The sequence below is a fragment of the Paraburkholderia sp. BR14374 genome (assembly GCF_040948685.1).
Lineage (GTDB): Bacteria > Pseudomonadota > Gammaproteobacteria > Burkholderiales > Burkholderiaceae > Paraburkholderia > Paraburkholderia youngii.
On the sequence record NZ_JBFPKF010000014.1, the window covers coordinates 1 to 16,731 of the forward strand.

17 protein-coding genes and 1 pseudogene are annotated in these 16,731 nt (G+C 61.2%); 9 read left to right on the plus strand and 9 right to left on the minus strand.

What is annotated here, in order from left to right; genetic code table 11:
* Positions 1-745 (minus strand): FecR domain-containing protein (locus AB3X86_RS26520; RefSeq protein WP_368598297.1); only part of this gene is annotated, 745 nt, incomplete at its 3' end.
* A 163-nt stretch (positions 746-908) separates the two neighbouring features.
* Here AB3X86_RS26520 and AB3X86_RS26525 point away from each other — a divergent pair.
* The 4 genes from AB3X86_RS26525 to AB3X86_RS26540 all read left to right on the plus strand — a co-directional run bounded on the left by AB3X86_RS26525 (position 909) and on the right by AB3X86_RS26540 (position 5,556).
* Complete coding sequence (locus AB3X86_RS26525; protein WP_368598298.1) at positions 909-1,751, plus strand: Crp/Fnr family transcriptional regulator; 843 nt, start codon at positions 909-911, stop codon at positions 1,749-1,751.
* Positions 1,752-1,906: 155 nt separating this feature from the next.
* Positions 1,907-2,653 carry a DUF1796 family putative cysteine peptidase gene (locus tag AB3X86_RS26530; protein WP_368598299.1) on the plus strand — a complete coding sequence of 249 codons (747 nt, stop codon included), beginning with the start codon at positions 1,907-1,909 and terminating at the stop codon, positions 2,651-2,653.
* 302 nt (positions 2,654-2,955) lie between these two features.
* Positions 2,956-3,555 carry a LemA family protein gene (locus tag AB3X86_RS26535; protein ID WP_176368220.1) on the plus strand — a complete coding sequence of 200 codons (600 nt, stop codon included), beginning with the start codon at positions 2,956-2,958 and terminating at the stop codon, positions 3,553-3,555.
* Between the two features lie 51 nt (positions 3,556-3,606).
* On the plus strand, positions 3,607-5,556 hold the full coding sequence (locus AB3X86_RS26540; protein ID WP_368598300.1) for a M48 family metallopeptidase: 1,950 nt from the start codon (positions 3,607-3,609) through the stop codon (positions 5,554-5,556).
* Positions 5,557-5,602: 46 nt separating this feature from the next.
* Here AB3X86_RS26540 and AB3X86_RS26545 read toward each other — a convergent pair whose 3' ends face one another.
* Positions 5,603-6,175 (minus strand): class I SAM-dependent methyltransferase, encoded by a 573-nt coding sequence (locus AB3X86_RS26545; RefSeq protein WP_368598301.1) that lies wholly within the window; start codon positions 6,173-6,175, stop codon positions 5,603-5,605.
* The gene (locus AB3X86_RS26550) at positions 6,175-6,525 is read right to left on the minus strand and encodes a NirD/YgiW/YdeI family stress tolerance protein (protein ID WP_368598302.1); all 351 of its coding nucleotides are present in this window, start codon (positions 6,523-6,525) and stop codon (positions 6,175-6,177) included. Before AB3X86_RS26550 ends, AB3X86_RS26545 begins: the two co-directional genes overlap by 1 nt.
* Positions 6,526-6,703: 178 nt before the next feature.
* On the opposite strand from AB3X86_RS26550, the gene AB3X86_RS26555 reads away from it, so the two are divergent.
* Both AB3X86_RS26555 and AB3X86_RS26560 read left to right on the plus strand, forming a co-directional pair.
* Positions 6,704-6,895 carry a hypothetical protein gene (locus tag AB3X86_RS26555; RefSeq protein ID WP_368598303.1) on the plus strand — a complete coding sequence of 64 codons (192 nt, stop codon included), beginning with the start codon at positions 6,704-6,706 and terminating at the stop codon, positions 6,893-6,895.
* 32 nt (positions 6,896-6,927) lie between these two features.
* The gene (locus AB3X86_RS26560) at positions 6,928-7,530 is read left to right on the plus strand and encodes a phosphatase PAP2 family protein (protein ID WP_176379796.1); all 603 of its coding nucleotides are present in this window, start codon (positions 6,928-6,930) and stop codon (positions 7,528-7,530) included.
* A 183-nt stretch (positions 7,531-7,713) separates the two neighbouring features.
* On the opposite strand, the gene AB3X86_RS26565 is transcribed toward AB3X86_RS26560, so the two are convergent.
* Both AB3X86_RS26565 and AB3X86_RS26570 read right to left on the minus strand, forming a co-directional pair.
* Entirely contained in the window at positions 7,714-7,845 is a 132-nt protein-coding gene (locus AB3X86_RS26565) for a hypothetical protein (protein ID WP_368598304.1), read from the minus strand.
* Positions 7,846-7,981: 136 nt separating this feature from the next.
* Positions 7,982-8,875, minus strand: a complete 894-nt coding sequence (locus tag AB3X86_RS26570) for a DMT family transporter (protein ID WP_368598305.1) — start codon at positions 8,873-8,875, stop codon at positions 7,982-7,984.
* A gap of 370 nt (positions 8,876-9,245) precedes the next feature.
* Here AB3X86_RS26570 and AB3X86_RS26575 point away from each other — a divergent pair, with 370 nt between their 5' ends.
* Positions 9,246-10,046: a LuxR C-terminal-related transcriptional regulator gene (locus AB3X86_RS26575; RefSeq protein ID WP_368598306.1), complete on the plus strand. Its 801-nt coding sequence runs from the start codon at positions 9,246-9,248 to the stop codon at positions 10,044-10,046.
* 482 nt (positions 10,047-10,528) lie between these two features.
* The gene (locus tag AB3X86_RS26580; protein ID WP_368598307.1) at positions 10,529-11,017 is read left to right on the plus strand and encodes a hypothetical protein; all 489 of its coding nucleotides are present in this window, start codon (positions 10,529-10,531) and stop codon (positions 11,015-11,017) included.
* Positions 11,018-11,930: 913 nt separating this feature from the next.
* On the opposite strand, the gene AB3X86_RS26585 is transcribed toward AB3X86_RS26580, so the two are convergent.
* Positions 11,931-12,335, minus strand: a complete 405-nt coding sequence (locus AB3X86_RS26585) for a mucin-associated surface protein (RefSeq protein ID WP_368598308.1) — start codon at positions 12,333-12,335, stop codon at positions 11,931-11,933.
* Between the two features lie 847 nt (positions 12,336-13,182).
* Here AB3X86_RS26585 and AB3X86_RS26590 point away from each other — a divergent pair.
* Positions 13,183-14,400, plus strand: a complete 1,218-nt coding sequence (locus AB3X86_RS26590) for a hypothetical protein (protein ID WP_368598309.1) — start codon at positions 13,183-13,185, stop codon at positions 14,398-14,400.
* Between the two features lie 239 nt (positions 14,401-14,639).
* On the opposite strand, the pseudogene AB3X86_RS26595 reads toward AB3X86_RS26590, so the two are convergent.
* The 3 genes and pseudogenes from AB3X86_RS26595 to AB3X86_RS26605 form a co-directional block, all read right to left on the minus strand.
* Positions 14,640-14,844 (minus strand): annotated as a pseudogene (locus AB3X86_RS26595) (DUF1289 domain-containing protein).
* A gap of 9 nt (positions 14,845-14,853) precedes the next feature.
* Complete coding sequence (dmeF, locus tag AB3X86_RS26600; protein WP_368598310.1) at positions 14,854-16,143, minus strand: CDF family Co(II)/Ni(II) efflux transporter DmeF; 1,290 nt, start codon at positions 16,141-16,143, stop codon at positions 14,854-14,856.
* Positions 16,144-16,152: 9 nt separating this feature from the next.
* Positions 16,153-16,425, minus strand: a complete 273-nt coding sequence (locus tag AB3X86_RS26605; RefSeq protein ID WP_028206235.1) for a metal/formaldehyde-sensitive transcriptional repressor — start codon at positions 16,423-16,425, stop codon at positions 16,153-16,155.
* Between the last annotated feature and the right edge of the window lie 306 nt (positions 16,426-16,731).

Genomic DNA, 16,731 nt, shown 5'->3' on the forward strand with positions numbered 1-16,731 from the left:
GGGTGGGGGCCGGGGCGGGGACGGGTGTCGTCAGCGGGAAGGTTAACTCCGCGGGCGCAACGCCCGGACTGACCGGTGCCTGGGCGGTCGCCGCGCGAGCGCTGCTTTCCTCGCTCTTCAACTCGGCCACTGCCTGCTCGGACATCACCCGCGACGGTCCGGAGTCGATAACGACAGGGCGAGCGCTGCCGCGATACACCTGCAGCCATTCGTTCGGTTTGCCAGCAAATAGCTGTGCCGCAGCCGAGCCCTCGCAAGGACCCACGCCCGTCGCCGAGCAGCCGGCGCCCAACGGCGTCATCACGATGCCGCCGCTAAGCACGTCTGCGCGCGTCACGTTTTCGTCGGTGAACACGGTGAAATCGGTGCCGCGCACGCCGAGCGCGGCGACCGGCGTGTTCATCCGATAGTGGTCGCGCGCGGCCTGAGCACCCGTACCCGATATCTCGCGCACCATGCCCCTCGTCAGCGACAGCTTGATGACCGTCTTGCGTGGATCGCCCGGGTTGTATTCGTAGCGTTCGAATGTCAGCGATGAATTGGGTCGCACACTGATAAAGCCGTGATCGACCGTGGTGATGTACACGTAGCCATCTTTGCCCGTCTCGACGGTGTCGCCCTGCTCAATGGAGGCGCCTTTGGCAAGCGGGGTGCAAAACGTTTGCGCGCGTTGTGCACACGCCTGTCCAATCACGACGACTGCATTGCCAATCGTCGCGGACTCCGCATGCGCGTCATGGTGCACAAGAAACGCCGTGCAAACAACGAACTGCAATGCGGCCGAACGACCCCCTCGAAGTATGCGTTCCTGCATCTGATCTTTTCCCCGAGATCCTCACGGCACTGCGATCGAATAATCCGGTAATGATTAGCGAAATTTTGTAATTAGGATGTGACGGCCGTCACAGATGTCAGCGCTCGATACGCATATCGTCCTGCGTGCCCGTGTCAGCAAATTACAATTGAGAGAGATGTCGACCGAAGAAGAAAGGATCAATGGCGGCCCATTAAAGGCCATTGATCTCTTGAAACAACAAAAGCTGCTACGCAACGTTGCGAACGAAGTCATTGAAGAGACCAGCCGCCACATTCGCTATCGCCGCTTCTCGAAGCGGGAATTCGTCGTTCATAAGGGCGACGCCGGTTCATCGCTACTCATGTTGATGTCCGGCCGCCTGCAGGTGATCGCACTGTCGGAAGACGGCCGCGAGGTGGGACTCGATTTCGTCGAGCCGGGTGAGTATTTTGGCGAACTGTCGATTATCGACGGCGGTCCTCGCTCGGCTTCGATCATTGCGATCACGGAATCAGTGGTCGGCTTCTTGCCGAAGCATCAGGCGCAAACACTCTTTTACCGTAATCCCGCAGTGGTGGAGGCGCTGTTGCAACGGCTGTGCCGCACGATTCGCCAGGCTTCGAATTACCGGTCGATGCTGGGTCTGACGCGCGCTTACGCCAGGGTCTATTCAGTGCTCGAGGCTTCCATGAAAACGAGTGCAGGCGGCCTGTTGACCATCGAGAATCTACCCAACCAGCAGGCCATTGCGATCATGGCCAATGTGAGCCGCGAAACAGTATCGCGCGCGATCCGTTCTCTTATCGACGGAGAGGTGATCGAACGTGACTATCGACGCCTGATCGTTCGCAATGCGGAAATGCTGGCCAAGCTTGCGAGAGGCGAGGCTGAGTTGCAACTACGTGCGAAAGCGATGGGCGAAGGCGCTACGGTCGGGCAATCGCGCCCCTCCTGACCGGTTGTTCGAGATAGACCCTGGCAGGAGCGACGCTGCACCGATTAAGCATTCCAATCCATGCGTCACGATTTGTGACGCCCATCACACACTCAGCCCCGTTGGTTTGCTTTACTTAGAGTTCCGGAGCGATATGCATTGCCGCCGAAACTTTCATGCAAGCCAAGCTAAAGTTCCTCGAGAAATTCGCCGTCTTTAACCGAAAGAATCCGCGCACCAGATCGTACGATCGGGTCATAAGCATTGGCTCGAATTGCGAAGTGACCTGGAATATCCGTCATCACTTCGAGACGCGAACGGCTTATCCGTTCGATTGGTGGATGACGCCCTTCCAAGCTCTGCTCGACGTTCTGGATGCGCGATTCAGCGGTCTTTTCGAGCCGTCGCATCTGGCTATTCCTGCGGATCGAGGCACCGTCGTCGATACGCGGTTCAATCTCATGTATCACCACGATTTCGCGAGAGATGAAGAAGGTCGCGTGATTGTGGACGACGTCGAAAAGCAGCTTCCGGATCTGCGGAAGAAATATGCCCGGAGAATTGATCGCTTCGTCAACGAACTGGACGGCAAAAAGGTGTTGTTCGTTCGAAACAGATGCGGCAACGATCCGGTGTATTTGAATGGCGATTACGGCGACATTCAACCCGATCAATGCATCGAGATTCACCGTGTGCTCTCGGCGCTTCTGCCGCGCACGCGGTTCGATCTGTTCGCGACGAACAAGCCGGGTTTCGATGCTTTTTCGTATCGCGGCTCCGAAATCTTCAGCGACTCGATCGTCGAGTATGGCGATTGCAGCGACTATATGGTGTCGCCCAAAGGTTGGGCGGAGATGTTCGAGCGCAACCGCATTGTTCTTCGCGCGGGTCATGAGGCATCGACGCGCACCTTGACAGTTTGACCCGGAAAGCACATATCGTCAGGTCGAGTTCGTGACCAGTTAGCCAGATCGACGATAACTAACCATAATCTCCCGGCGGATCGGCGGGACGACTGAATACATGCACCGACTCAACCGGCGATGCTGTTCTGGCCTCGCCGCAACTGGATTGGCAGCGAGCGGCAGCGCATGAATCTCCGCCGTTTTACTTGTATCGGCATCCCGACTTGATTGAATTGAACGCCATTTCGTTTATCCTGTTTCCATAGTCATAGTCATGCGGTGGTCCAAACCAGCAGTGCTCTCGTCGGAGGTCACGGCCAATGAGTCCCGTCATCGTCACCCTGCTCGTGCTGCTGGGCATCGGGCTGTTGCTTGCGCTCTGGCTAATGGGCATCTACAACGGGCTGGTGGTTGCCCGGAAGCGCTTCGAGAACGCCTTCGCGCAGATCGATGTGCAGCTCAAGCGGCGCTATGACCTGATTCCGAACCTGGTCGAAGCGGTCAAGGGCTATATGGGCCACGAGAGGGAGACGCTCGACGCCGTCATCAAGGCCCGCAACAGCGCGATGGCTGCCGAGCAGAAAGTCGCCGCCAACCCCAGCGACCCGGCGGCCATTAAGGGGTTCAACCAGGCCGAGGCTCAGCTGGGCGGCGTCCTGGGCCGGCTCTTTGCCCTCTCCGAGGCATACCCGGACCTCAAGGCCAACCAGAACATGCTCGCCTTGCAGGAAGAGCTGACTTCGACCGAGAACAAGGTCGGCTTCGCCCGGCAAGCGTTCAACGACGCCGCCACCGAGTACAACATCCGGCGCGAGGTCTTCCCGGCGGTTACGGTGGCCGGCATGTTTGGCTTCAAGCAGGCGACGCTACTGGAAACCGCGGAGACTGAGCGCGCAGCGCCCAAGGTGTCGTTCCGGTAAGCCGGGACCGCATCTCTCTATGCGTCTCATGCTCCCCAAGCCGCTCTGACCGTGACCACCAATTTCTTTCAACAGCAGGATTCGGCCCGACGCAAGACCTTTCAGCTGGTGGTCTATTTCGTCCTGGCGATCCTGATACTGATCGCCCTGGTCTACGGGCTGCTCGTGGCGTTCAGCACGTATGACGCCCACGCACCCGTGTCCTGGTGGCAGCCGGAGATGCTCCTGTTCGCGGCGCTGGGGGTGGGCCTTGTGGTCGGCGGTGCCAGCGCATTCAAGGTGAGTCAGCTCGCTTCCGGCGGCCAGGCCGTCGCCCTGATGTTGGGCGGTGTAGAGGTGCCCGGCACGACCACCGACCCGCGGCAGAAACAGCTGCTCAACGTCGTCGAGGAGATAGCCCTCGCTGCGGGAGTGCCGGTACCCCCCGTTTATGTTCTGGATGAGCCCGGGATCAATGCCTTCGCGGCCGGCTACGCTCCGGGAGATGCCGTGGTCGCCGTCTCGCAGGGCTGCCTCGACTACCTGACCCGCGATGAGCTCCAGGGCGTGGTGGCCCACGAGTTCAGCCACATCCTCAACGGCGACATGCGACTCAACATCCGGCTAATCGGCCTAATCTTCGGGATCATGGTGTTGTCCATCATCGGCCGCAGCCTCATGTTCGCTTCCAGAGGACGCTCGTCGGGAAGGCAGAATGCCCAGGGCGGCATGGTGCTGCTGGGCCTGGGCGTGTTCGTGCTGGGCCTCGTGGGAGCGTTCTTCGGTCGGCTGATCATGGCGGCGGTGTCGCGGCAGCGCGAGTACCTGGCCGACGCCAGTGCCGTCCAGTTCACGCGCAACCCCGACGGAATCGGCGGGGCGCTCAAGAAGATCGGCGGTCTGGCTGAGGGCTCACGCATAGGCGACCCCCAAGCCGCAGAGGCCGGCCACATGTTTTTCGCCAACGCCTTCGCTGGCGACGGACTCGCCGGACTGCTAGCTACCCACCCGCCCCTCGTCGAGCGCATCCGCCGGCTCAATCCCCAGTTCGACGGCCGGTTCCCGGAGGTGCGGCCGGTAGGCGTCGATCGGGAAGAACCTGAAGGCCCCCGGCCCAGCCATGCCCCGCCGTTCGGCGGGGCTCCTACGTTACCGGGGCTTCCGCAGGTGCCGGTGCCGGTCCTGGGGCTCGCCGACGAAACAGCATCCCGGGTCGGCCACATCGATCCGGAACTGATTAGCTATGCGCAGGGGTTACACGACGGTATGCCAGACGTGCTCCGGGTCGCCGCCCAGGAGCCGTTCAGTGCTCGCGCCCTGGTCTACGCCCTCCTCATGGACCCGGGGTCGGACCTGCGGAAACTTCAGCTGACCCGGCTGAAAGCCGGCGCTGAGCCTCAGGACTTTGCCGAAACCCTGCGGCTGATCGCCCCTGTCCAGGCTTTGCCGGACACGCATCGGCTACCCCTTCTGGACCTGAGCCTGCCAGCACTGCGGCAGATGTCGCCGCGGCAGCATCGTTCATTCCGCGCTCAGGTCGAGATGCTAATGATCGCCGACCAGCGGCTGAGCTTGTTCGAGTACACGCTTCGCTGTGTACTGCATCGCCATCTCGACGCCCAATTCCTCCCGCAGCGCCCGGCGCGTGCAATGCGCGGTTCCCTGCAGAGCCTCGCGCACCCGGTGGCAACGGTATTGGCGCTACTGGCCTGGGAAGGCCAACCGGAAACCGACCAGGCCGCGCGGGCTTTCGATGCGGGCATGCGCGGCTACATCGGCGGCGAGCACGCCTACCGCTTGCGGCCTCGCGAAGAGTGCTCCCTCGCCGGATTCGACGCGGCCCTGCAAACGCTCAATCAATCGATCCCGGCCATCAAGCGCCGGATCGTCGCCGCCTGCGCGGCCTGCATCCTGGCAAACCAGCAGGTCACCGTCCGCGAAGCGGAGCTGCTCCGCGCCATCTGCGATACGCTCGGCTGCCCGCTACCGCCGCTCGTCGTGCGAGAAGCGGAAGAAGAGTAGTCCTGGCAATGCAGGTGCGAGGCGCTCCCGCCGCGTGTTGTGCCGCTCATAGTTGCATCGTCACGACACGGGCCGGCGGCAGGTTAGCCCAGATGATCCGGCTCGACAGCATTACAAAGTCGCTCATCCCACCGGCATTCACGACGTTCCGGTCCGGCCGGAGATCGTAGGTGAACTGAATCACGACACCACCAGGACGCAGGACCTGCCGCCACTGGTCGACAATCTCATCCACCTCGCGATGAGGCAACGAGCGCAAGGGAAGGCACGACACGATCGCGTCGACGCGCAGGTCCAGTGGCAGGCACCAGGCCAGGCGGGCAGCGTCGGCGTGCATGACCGGCACATCCGGGAATCGCCCGCGCAGATGCTGCACGAAGGTAGGGGAGCGCTCGACGACGATCAGCCGGTCGGTTGGCACGCCGCTTTCGAGCAACGCGTGCGTGACCGCGCCGGTACCGCCACCGAGTTCGATGACCACACCGTTGCCTGCCGGCACCTCCCGCGCGAGGCGCGCGGCGAGTCGCCGTGAGCTCGGGCAGATGGCGCCGACCGACCAGGGCGCCGTCGCCCATTCCCGTGCAAACAGCCGGGACGTGTGCAGGGGGCCGGCAACCATTACTGCACCACCTTGATGTCATAGACCTTGGCCTTTGATGCGCCGACGATTTCCTTGTCGTACTTGCCGGTCAGCTCGATGGTGCCCGTCTGATTCACCGGCTGTGCGGCCGGCCAGCGTTTGGGGTCGATCTTGACCGGGAGCTCTCCCGTGCTGTCGGCGAACTGGTACTTTTCGTCGCCGATGGATTTCACGATATGGCCGCGCAGTGCGATGCGCTGGTCTTCCCTGCCTGCGTCGCGAAGCTGTTGGACCGTCGTGGCCGTCGCTTCGGCACCAGGGCCTGTGCATACCGCGTGAGCCTCTGCGGCGGACGTGGCGATCAGGCAGGCAACAATGAGCTTCTTCATTGGTTCTCCTTGAACGGGCGACATCGTGGTCGCGACAGAAAGCAGTCTACGGACCCGAGGCTGAAGCCAGAGTGAAGGCGACCCTGCGCGGTGTCCGCCCCTTAATGCAGTGTTAACCTTCCGGCCGGTAAGCTTGCGACGCCGCGTCAGGGAACCGGCGGGAACAGGATGACGACGGATGCGAATACTGCTGGCCAAGGACGATCCGCTGATCGGCAATGGACTAAGACTCGGCCTGCGCCGGGAAGGTTTCGCCGCACTACCCTACGGCCGCTTTCGGCGTATCCAATCTCGCGAGCAGGGCGCGCTCGCTGCGGTGCCGCTTGTCATGTGTAGCCAAGCGCCGCAGCCGCAGACGCACGGCGGCTGACGCATTCTTCATCTTCAGCACAAAACGACGCAATGAATACCATCGAAGCATTCAACCACGCGCTCTTCCTGATGATCAACGGCACGCCGGCAACGCCGGGATGGCTGGTCAGCACGGCGCTCGTCTCTGCAAATTATCTGATCTGGTTAGTCCCCCTCATGCTGGTGATGATGTGGCTTTCTGGGGACCGCCAGCGGCGCGAGCTGGCCCTGCGTGCCTGCTGCGTCGCGCTGCTGGCGCTCGGCGTCAACCAGTTGATCGGTCTCGTTTGGCAGCACCCCCGCCCGTTCATGATCGGGCTCGGCCACACGTTCCTGGCGCATGTGCCCGATTCGTCGTTCCCAAGCGATCACGCCACCCTCTTTGCCAGCATCGCGCTGCCGCTGCTCTTCGGGCGGATGTGCTGGCTCGGTGGCATGACGCTCGTCGTGGGTATCATCGTCGCGTGGGCACGCGTGTTTCTCGGCGTTCATTTTCCGCTCGACATGATCGGGGCAGTGGCCGTCGCGTGCATCGCTTATGCGGCAATTGCGCGGCTGTGGCAAACGGGCGGCACGGCGATGACAGATCTGGTGGTCACGCTCTATCGTACGTTGCTCGCATGGCCGATCAGCCGAGGCTGGCTGAGGCCGTGATTGCCTGTCTGCGACGCTCGCCGCCCCGCCGGGGGGAAGACGCTGGCAGTCTGGGATATCCGGAGCCACCTCTGCCATTTGCAATCGAGACTCGACGTTGCATCCACGCCTCACGACACAGGCCACAAAAACGGTCTGCGCAAGAATTGAAGCGTGGATTGCACCGAGGATCGCAGCGGTTTGCTAAGGCGCGAACAGATCCATCCCCGCTAGGACCAGCGTGACACTCAGCGGTATTGCGGCCGTAGAATCCACGAAAAGCAGGATTGCAGCAGACAGCCAGCAGGCGATGGCAAAGCCAATAGCTTGTTTCATGGTGACACCTCGCTGTCTGGGCAATGGCAGGTGATCGAAATCTCGCGGAGGGATGCACAGAGCCAGGCCGGCCCTTACCCAGATGACCACGTCAACGAAAACAGCAGGACGCGTCTTGCGCGAATAGGCCGCGCGCTTATCGAGCTTTGCCGTTGCGTCTGGCGCCGGCCGAAGCTGTCAGCGAAATGCCGACAAGGACGGCAACAAAACTGAAAGTGAGACGCGTGCTCATGGGTTCATGTAGGAACAGAACGCCGCCGAGCGCCGCAACGGGCGGCACCAGCAGTTGGATGGCAGCCGCGGACATTGCCGTCAGTCTTCGGATCGTCGAACTCCACACTACAAAGCCAATTGCTGATGTCACGGCACCAGAAACCACAGCGAGGGCAACTCCGGCTGCGCTCGCATGTGCAGGGGCGTGAAGGATCAATCCTAAGACGATGCAGATCGGTGTCGCCCGAAGGAAGTTTCCTGTCGTTGCTGATAGTGGACTCGCGACGCGCTTGCCTCTCAGGGTATAGAGCCCCCATGCAGCCCCCGCCCCGACCATCATAAGCAGGCCAGATAATCCCGGAACGCCGGCGCCAGGAGCTGTCAGGCATAGCAGTCCGGCAATAGCCACCAGATACCCAATTAGCGCCACGCGGTGGAAGCGTTCGCCTTTAAGGAGACAAGAAGTCAATATCGTCAGTTGTACCGTCCCGAACAGGACCAGCGCACCGGTGCTGACACCGAGGGATAGATACGACAACGAGAACAGGATCATGAAAGTGCCTAGCGCAGTCGCCGAAACCCAGTCAGGACTGGATTGCCGAGCATGTTCCGGCCTAAGTTTCGTCACGGCCAGCAATGTCGCGCCTCCGGCCAGCAGCCGGATATCGGAAAACGTAGCTGCGTCGATGCTGTTGCTGAATAGCGCGACGCGACACAGCAGAGCGTTCGAGGCAAATGCAGCGATAGCGGCCGCGCCCTGCAAGGCGCAAGAAGGTGTGATTGCACTCGCGTCTGCGGGATCCAGATATGCATTCATCACGGTTCCTTTCCTCAGCACCGCAAACATGCGGGGCGATCAGCGCGACCACATTGCGGACGGGCGTTCGTCTGGCGCGAGTCGACTCTCGCACGACGGTGTCCCATGCCGCCAGGTTGCAGATGTTTTTCAGACTGCCCTTCTCCAGTTGCCGCTGTTGTGCCATGCGCGCAAGATTCAAGGGGATCTTTCTCAGGCTCGCCACGGTGCGCGCGGCGACCCAGTGCTGTTTAGTTCCAGTTGATGACGGTCGCGGCTGTGAGCGGCACATCAGTATCGAGCACCGTGATGCGCGTGGGTACTACCTAAAAAGGTGATACCCTCATGCTCACCGAAGACCGGTGATCCGCGCATTTTTCTTGAGGACGACATGCTTCCATTCGCGGATTCCACCAATCCACCGGTCCACGATGACGTCTATGCACTCTGGGATCGGCTGGCCGAGTTCTCAGCAGGTGATGGCGATGTCGCGCTGCCCCATCTGCTAACCACGCTCTGTGCTATGGTCAAGGCACAGAATGCGCTTTGGGCCGTTGTTGTGCGATTGCCTTCGCTCGCGCCAAAGGATCCTTTGTTCGGCTGGCGTCCACGACTGGTTCGGCTCCTGCATCCGGTACCGGCGATGGTCGCTTCGGTGCAGGAGCAGTACGACACGCTCTGGTCCGGCCACGTCGACTCGTCACATGTCGTGGCCGCGTCAGGGCACGAGCCGTTCTGCGCCAACCTGCTCTTCGAGGCGATGCCCGCCGAATGGTTTGAAGGTGAGCACTATCGGCGCCACTACCTCGAAGTCGGCCACGGCGACAGCATCCAGGTGCGTTGCTCGCTGAACGACGATGTGCGGATTCATCTCTTCGTGTTTCGCGATGTGCGGGCACCTCGCTTCTCTGCGCCGGATCTCGAGCGTCTGGGCTTCGTGATGCATGGGCTGAGATGGTTCAACCGGCAGCAACTGCTCAGCCATGGCCTGCTCATCGCCGACGCTCCGCTGACGACGGCCGAGCGAAGGGTGCTGCTGGGGCTGCTCGACGGACTCACGGAAAAGCAGATCGCGCAGAAACTCGACCAAAGTCCGAACACGACGCATGTCCATATCAAGTCGATCTACGCCAAATTCAACGTCCGGAATCGCTCGACGCTGACCGCGCTGTGGCTCGGCAAGTTGCGATAGCAAACTGCAGGCGCTGGGGCGTTGCAAGCAGCGGGCCTTAGGGCAGTCAGTCAGACGTACCTCCCAATTCACACCTCGCCCTGACGACCTGGATCAACGATATCCAAAGCCCAGGATTCAGGGAATTCCAGACCCATATCACCCGCCTGAGCCCGGCAGTGGCGCGCCGCTGGCCCCGGCGCGCCCTCAACTGTGTCCGTCAGGTACTACGCCGATTAGTTCCGCGACAGCAGGTGCCCAACGGCGGCTTCGCCGTCACCGACCGCGAAGTCCGCGAGCTCATCCCGGAGTGCGAATATCGCGCCGTCAGGCTTTCTTTCCGAAGTGAACGGGAGCGGCGCCGTCGGCACTGGCCGGGCTCACGCGATCACCTATTCAGGTTATGTTCGGACGTCAGCGAATAATCTACGATCCCATAGAAGGTCCAGCCCGCAATTGTATTGCAGGGTGACCATAACAATCACAGATACGGGGATCCGACCTTGTCGTCGAACGAAGGGGATCACGTCATGATTTCAGTACCGAAATCGGGCCGTCAGGCAGCGAAGCGTCGTCCCGTGCATCTCGCTGGATTCGTTGCAATTGCAGGCGTCGCCGTGGCCTATGGCCTGCAAACGCAGTCGATGGAGGGGGGCGCTGCGGGACGGGCTGACGGGAGTTACGAGAAGGCGTGGGCGGTGGTTGCGGCCTCGGGTGACGCGGGGAAGTTTGTCGCTTCGAACTATCGGACATGCATCGAAGCCCACGACACGGGCTACACGATGACGGACCGGTGGCTCACCATCGTTCACTCGCGCTTGAACACGGCGGCGCAGTGCGGCCTGGAAACCGTCTCCCGCGGGTCAATGAAGGGTGACGCGTTTGTCGCCCAGGTGAAGGGCGTGATCGGCAGCCTGCCCACGCTAATTGCCGTGCCTGACCAACCGGCTCGCACGCTCCGATGGTTCGTCATTGACGATCGACCCACGTGATGCGCTGAGGGTGGCGCGATCTACGACTGCTCCCTCGACCTGCATCGGTGGGCCGCAACATGCGGAATGACTGCGGAACGTTGTGACGCTGTCTGGGGCGGCATCTACGTGCACGCTCTAAAGAGATTCAGAACTACCAGCAGTACATCTGCTTGCAGAGAAGAAGAAAACGACAATTGATCGATAAGGAATCCCATCATGTATTTCGCCTCCCGACTTAACAGCAGTGTGCTCATCGTTCTGCGCAACTTCCGCATTCGCGCAGGCTGCATCATCCGGTTCTGTCATGCACGCCAAGGTCAACGCCGAAGAGTACGGGTGGATATCGAGGGTTTATGAACCGCGCGGTGAGAGTCACCATCCGAAAAACGTGATTGCGCAGACCGTTGATGTACCAGCGGCCAGATTCTGGACACACAGCGGATTGTGCGCCGATCAAACAGACTTGCTCTTCATCCCGTTGCAGCGATGCCGAAGTGTCGTCTTCGATGGGAACCTCGCTTTCCCAATCCGCAAGCAGGCGTGCAGAGGGCCCAGGCACGTCGACCGTGAGCGTTTATACGGAACGTGTTGACGACCTCTTCTTCAAAGGTCCAGCTTGGAATACAACTATCTTCCAGATTGGGAGGGACGACTGGCTTCGAAAATAAGAGTTGTCAAGCGAGGTACGTGTTTCGAAAAGGTGGCGCAACATGTGCCGCCAACCGCCACATACTCCCGGCGGCCAGGCAGGCGAGCGGACACTTTAACCTGCCGGGCTGTCGCACGTTGATTCGCGCAACGTGGCCGCCGTTGTCGGGAACGCGCGGCACGAAGGTCCGTTGTCCCCGGCTGTGGCTCCGGCACCGGTTACGCAACTCCCGGTGCCGGGTGCGAAACGGGGCGGTACAAGGATTGCCCGGAGTGCCGATCGTCAATCCTCGTTGACTTCGCCGTCCTGATCGACGGCCGGATCTACTGGATCGGCCGCTTGGTTCTCATCAGCGGGTGCGCCGGCATCCGCCCCCGCACTTTCAGCTACCTGCGCATCAACGGCGTCGCCTGACTCAACTGCACCGTCGCTTGACCCAGCTTGCGCAACTTCTGCAACGTCGCCTGACTGAGCTTCCACCAGATCCGCAACGTCGCCCGCCTCAGCTACCGCCTCATCTGCAACGTCGGCTGACTCAGCTACCGCCGCATCTGCAACGTCGGCTGACTCAGCTACCGCCAGATCCGCAACGTCTCCTGACGCATTGGGCTCCTGGATTGACTCATCGGTCGGCGTCGTAACGATCTCATCCGGCACGCCAGCCGTGCCGTCCACGTTCAGTGTCATCGAAATCCTCATATGGTCGAGTTAATGGTAGAAACCCCCAAAGGATTCCCAATGAAATGCGCGTCTCCTACGGTCGACTTTTTTATCGCAGGCAGCGTGGCCAGCGTGGGAGAGCACATAGTCTCACATCGCTAGCCCGATAATGGATCACAGCATGGACGCATTCGATCTGGATGTGTTCGCAAGCGAACACATCGCGTGACGCGCATAAAAGCTTAAGTGTTCCGCCGAACGGCCTGCTTGATCTTCTGCCTGGAAATGGCGTGCGTCATGCCGGCAATGCGACCTGAAGTTTGGCGCATCGTCGCTGGCTAAGCTCCTGCTCGTCTGCCAGCGCCTGCACGCAGTTTGCCTTTGACGAACAGAGACGCTCGAACGAAGGCCGACTCGCGCATCGCGAATGCAATGCGAATACTCGTTCCCGCCGCTGCCAATCGTCGCTGAGGGCCATCGGCGTCAAGCGGTGCTGCCTCGTCCTGTCCAGGTCGTCAGGAGCAAGGCGGCTGAGCCGAGGCGTCGGCAAGCGCATTTCGACTGCTATCGCCGGAATATTTGCCGCGCGCAGCCGTTTAGTGCGTACGTGCGGTCCCCTCCGTATCGCGGCCGGGCCGCCGTGACTGCCGGACCGGTCGTGCCGGCAAGAACGGTGTTGCCGCGCACCTTGCCACAACGCCGCCTTTGTATCGCCTGATGCATCACCCGCCGCCGGTGAGGGGCCTTCGCGCGCTCGCCGTGGCGCAAATGCAACGCATCAGGCGGGATCGCTCGCGACAGCCAGCACACTACCCACGGAGCGTTCGCGCGTACGTGGATGGAGGCTGCCGCAGACTTCGTGGAGAGTCGAGTCATGAAAACTGTCATCACACGCCTGGCTCCGCGTCTTGCGGCGCCTGCCAACCCCGGGCAAGCAACGCAGCCCATGCTCGCGCGAAGTACTGCCCGTTCGGGCCGTCCCGCGCGCAGCGCACGCGGCCACCCGTGGCGCCGTCTGCTGCTCGCGCTGTGCGGCATCGGCGTCGCGCTCGGCGCGGCAAACTTTGCGTACGCCGAAGATTCCGTCCCATTGCTGCCGCCACCCTCAGTCACATCGACCACCGTGCCGGCCAATGGTGACCTCAATCCGTATGGCGTCGCGTTCGTGCCGGCCGGTTTTCCCACCTACGGCACCATCGCGCCGGGCGACCTGCTGGTGTCTAACTTCAACAATGCGCAGAACGTGCAGGGCACCGGCACTACCATCGTCAAGATCGTGCCGGGCGCGAAGCAGGCCGCGACATTCTTCCAGGGCCCCCCCGGGCTTGGCCTCACCATGGCGCTCAATGTGCTGCGCGGCGGCTTCGTGCTGGTCGGTAACACCCCCACTACTGACGGCACGTTCCACACGATCAAACCCGGCTCGCTGATCATCGTGAACCGCAGCGGCAACATGATCGCGCAGTGGACGACCGCCGCGAAGATCGATGGACCATGGGGTATGACGGTCTTCGACCAGGGCGATCGCGCGAAAGTGTTCGTCTCGAACGTGCTGAACGGAACCGTTGTGCGGCTCGACGTCACGGTCGACGACAGCGGCGTGCATCTCGTGAGGGCAACCCAGGTCGCATCCGGCTACCAGTTCCGCGGCGACCAGGCAGCAGTGGAGATCGGGCCTGCCGGACTCGTGTACGATCCGTTACGCGATGTGCTCTACGTTGCGTCGATCGTCGACAATGCGATCTTCGCAGTGTTCGGTGCGGGCACCTCACAGCATGACGGCGGCAAGGGCGTGGTGATCTACGCGGACAACAAGCACCTGCATGGAGCGCTCGGTTTAGCGGCGGGACCGAACGGCCATCTCTTCACCTCAAACGGCGACGCGATCAACCCCGATCCGGCACAGCCGAGTGAACTCGTAGAGTTCACGCCGCAAGGGCAATTCGTTGCGCAACTGCCGATTGATCCGGCGCCAGACGGTGCGTTCGGCATCGCGTTTGGTCGGGTGATGAACGAGCACGTGCACTTTGCCGCGGTCGATGACAATACGAACGCAATCACGGACTGGAACCTGCCGTTTGAGGACCGTTGACGGATCCGGCGGTGCCATCAGAAACGGTGCCGCTCTGAACCGACCCGCGCCGCGGCAGGCGCAATACACGCTACGGGGTAAAGGGGTTCATATACAAGCATGAAAAGTACGGCCGATCGTTCATGGCCGACTGCCTGAAGCGGTCGGCCGTACCTCCGCCGTTGACCGGTTCCCCGCCAACGGACCACAAGACGCTGCAGAACGGACACTCAAGTGGTGTAGGCCACACACGCACCTCTTCAGCATTCCGCTTGGGCCGTCGGTGCGCCTCGTATCACCTTCGCCGGTCGCCGGGATTTCTCATTCAGGATCTGGCGCCGCCGGTAGTCCGTCAGCTTCTTCCAATCCCGAATTTCTTCTCGAGTTCGAAAGAAAGCAACCGATGCATAGTTCGGTTTTACCGTCGGAAGCGCACACCTCGACGCACGGTGATATGACTGCCATCGCTTAGTCTCAGGCGCCGGCACGCGTCGGATTCACTTCTACCGTCACGTGTGACAGCCCCTTAAAACGTTTGAGCGCCGCGTGATAGAAGCTCGGGCTGCGTTGTATTTCACTGGTGACGACCGATACCACCGCGCTCATGTGCCCGGGGCCGACGCGCCAGACATGTAGGTCAAGCACGGCGTCACCGTTGTCTTCAATGACGTGACGAACGTTTTCGGCCATGCGCTTATCCAGATTCATGTCGAGCAGAATGCCTCCCGTATCGCGCATCAGGCCCCACGACCAGTTCGCAATTACCAGGGCGCCGATTACGCCTGCGAGCGGGTCCATCCAGGCCCAGCCGAACGCACGGGCCAGCAGGAGGCCGATGATCGCGAGCACGGAAACTGCCGCGTCCGCGATGACATGAATGTAGGCCGAGCGAATATTGTGATCGCGATTCGCCGCTGCATGCGCTTCGTCGTGACTGTGATCGTGTTCTTCGAACTCGATTGAGTGTTCACCATCGGGCAAGCTGACAACGGCCCTGAACGCATGTGGCTCGGGAATGTCATCTTTCGACTCCAGATAGCTCCCACGGTCTTCAAACGTGAAGGTCTGCCGGGAACCGTCGGGCCGAATCGTCGTGATTGATACCGCGTCGGTGGTCAGTCTCGAAGAAGCCATTTCAGGCGTGATGCGGAAAACGGGCGGCACACCATCTTCGAAGACCGACACGGCGAAAACGCCCGCGTTAGCGAAGATGCGATGCGCCTCTTGCTCATGACCGTGTGCGTCTTCATGTCCATGCCCGTGACCGTGGCTGTGCCCATGTCCATGATCGTGGCCGTGATGGTTTCCGCTGAGCAGCCAGACGCTTGCGAGATTCACCAGCAGGCCGAGCACCGCGATGGGAATCGCTTGACCGAAGTGGATGGGCACGGGCGAGAGAAAGCGCGAAATGGCTTCATATCCAATCAGCAGCGCTATCATGGCAAGCACGATAGCGCTGGTAAAACCCGCCAGGTCGCCCAGCTTGCCGGTGCCAAATACGAAGCGGCTATCGCTCGCGTGTCTGCGCGCGTAGGTGTATGCCAAAGCGGCGATCAGCATCGCGCCGGCGTGTGTCGACATGTGCAGGCCATCGGCGACGAGCGCCAGCGAGCCGAACAGGCTTCCGCCAACAATTTCAGTCACCATCATCGCACTGCACAGTGCGATGACCATCCACGTCCTGCGCTCGTTGTCTTCATGGGCCGCGCCCAGAAAGACGTGATCGTGCCCCGCTCCGAAAGCGGCATCTTCAAAGTTACTCATGGTTCCCTCTTACTTGAAGTAGCTGTGGACTACTTCAATCAGCTGCTCGGTGCCGCTGCCGTGCTCGTCGTCCGGCTCTGCGTCGACGAGATGCGTCCGGATGTGGTCTTCGAGAACCACGGCGAGCAACCCGTTCATCGCGCCACGGCTGCTGGTGATGAGCTGGAGCACATCCATGCAGCCGCGCTCCTCTTCAAGTGCACGCTCGATGGCTTCAACCTGTCCCTTGATGCGGCGAACGCGGTTGAGCAGCTTCTGTTTCTCGCGAATCGTATGGCTCACGGCTAGCCCTCTGAATACAGTAGGGTGCTATTTTACTCTTAGATAGGGTACGGGGGTATACGTTTCTTATGTTGAACGGTTTGGCGTAGATCATTGTCGGTGCGGCGCTGAGGCCAGAGGGCCGCAGACTTCTGGGTGGTGTGCGCCCAAATCGTATGGCTGTTTGCCAGCCCGAGGAGACATTTGGATGTCTGCGCTGCAGTTGCTTGCGAACGGCCGAAGCTGGCCCGACTGCACTCATTCGCAGAAGCCGCCCGAAAGCAGGCCGTCGACGATTTCAACGGTCGCTCTACAGGACCTTAATTG

What these genes read in the sequence shown, in the direction of transcription:
- AB3X86_RS26525 (WP_368598298.1), top strand. Translation starts at nt 909, where the DNA reads ATGTCAGCGCTCGATACGCATATCGTCCTGCGTGCCCGTGTCAGCAAA.
- AB3X86_RS26530 (WP_368598299.1), top strand. Translation starts at nt 1,907, where the DNA reads ATGCAAGCCAAGCTAAAGTTCCTCGAGAAATTCGCCGTCTTTAACCGA.
- AB3X86_RS26535 (WP_176368220.1), top strand. Translation starts at nt 2,956, where the DNA reads ATGAGTCCCGTCATCGTCACCCTGCTCGTGCTGCTGGGCATCGGGCTG.
- AB3X86_RS26545 (WP_368598301.1), bottom strand. Translation starts at nt 6,175, where the DNA reads ATGGTTGCCGGCCCCCTGCACACGTCCCGGCTGTTTGCACGGGAATGG.
- AB3X86_RS26550 (WP_368598302.1), bottom strand. Translation starts at nt 6,525, where the DNA reads ATGAAGAAGCTCATTGTTGCCTGCCTGATCGCCACGTCCGCCGCAGAG.
- AB3X86_RS26555 (WP_368598303.1), top strand. Translation starts at nt 6,704, where the DNA reads ATGCGAATACTGCTGGCCAAGGACGATCCGCTGATCGGCAATGGACTA.
- AB3X86_RS26560 (WP_176379796.1), top strand. Translation starts at nt 6,928, where the DNA reads ATGAATACCATCGAAGCATTCAACCACGCGCTCTTCCTGATGATCAAC.
- AB3X86_RS26565 (WP_368598304.1), bottom strand. Translation starts at nt 7,845, where the DNA reads ATGAAACAAGCTATTGGCTTTGCCATCGCCTGCTGGCTGTCTGCTGCA.
- AB3X86_RS26570 (WP_368598305.1), bottom strand. Translation starts at nt 8,875, where the DNA reads ATGAATGCATATCTGGATCCCGCAGACGCGAGTGCAATCACACCTTCT.
- AB3X86_RS26575 (WP_368598306.1), top strand. Translation starts at nt 9,246, where the DNA reads ATGCTTCCATTCGCGGATTCCACCAATCCACCGGTCCACGATGACGTC.
- AB3X86_RS26585 (WP_368598308.1), bottom strand. Translation starts at nt 12,335, where the DNA reads ATGACACTGAACGTGGACGGCACGGCTGGCGTGCCGGATGAGATCGTT.
- AB3X86_RS26590 (WP_368598309.1), top strand. Translation starts at nt 13,183, where the DNA reads ATGAAAACTGTCATCACACGCCTGGCTCCGCGTCTTGCGGCGCCTGCC.
- dmeF (WP_368598310.1), bottom strand. Translation starts at nt 16,143, where the DNA reads ATGAGTAACTTTGAAGATGCCGCTTTCGGAGCGGGGCACGATCACGTC.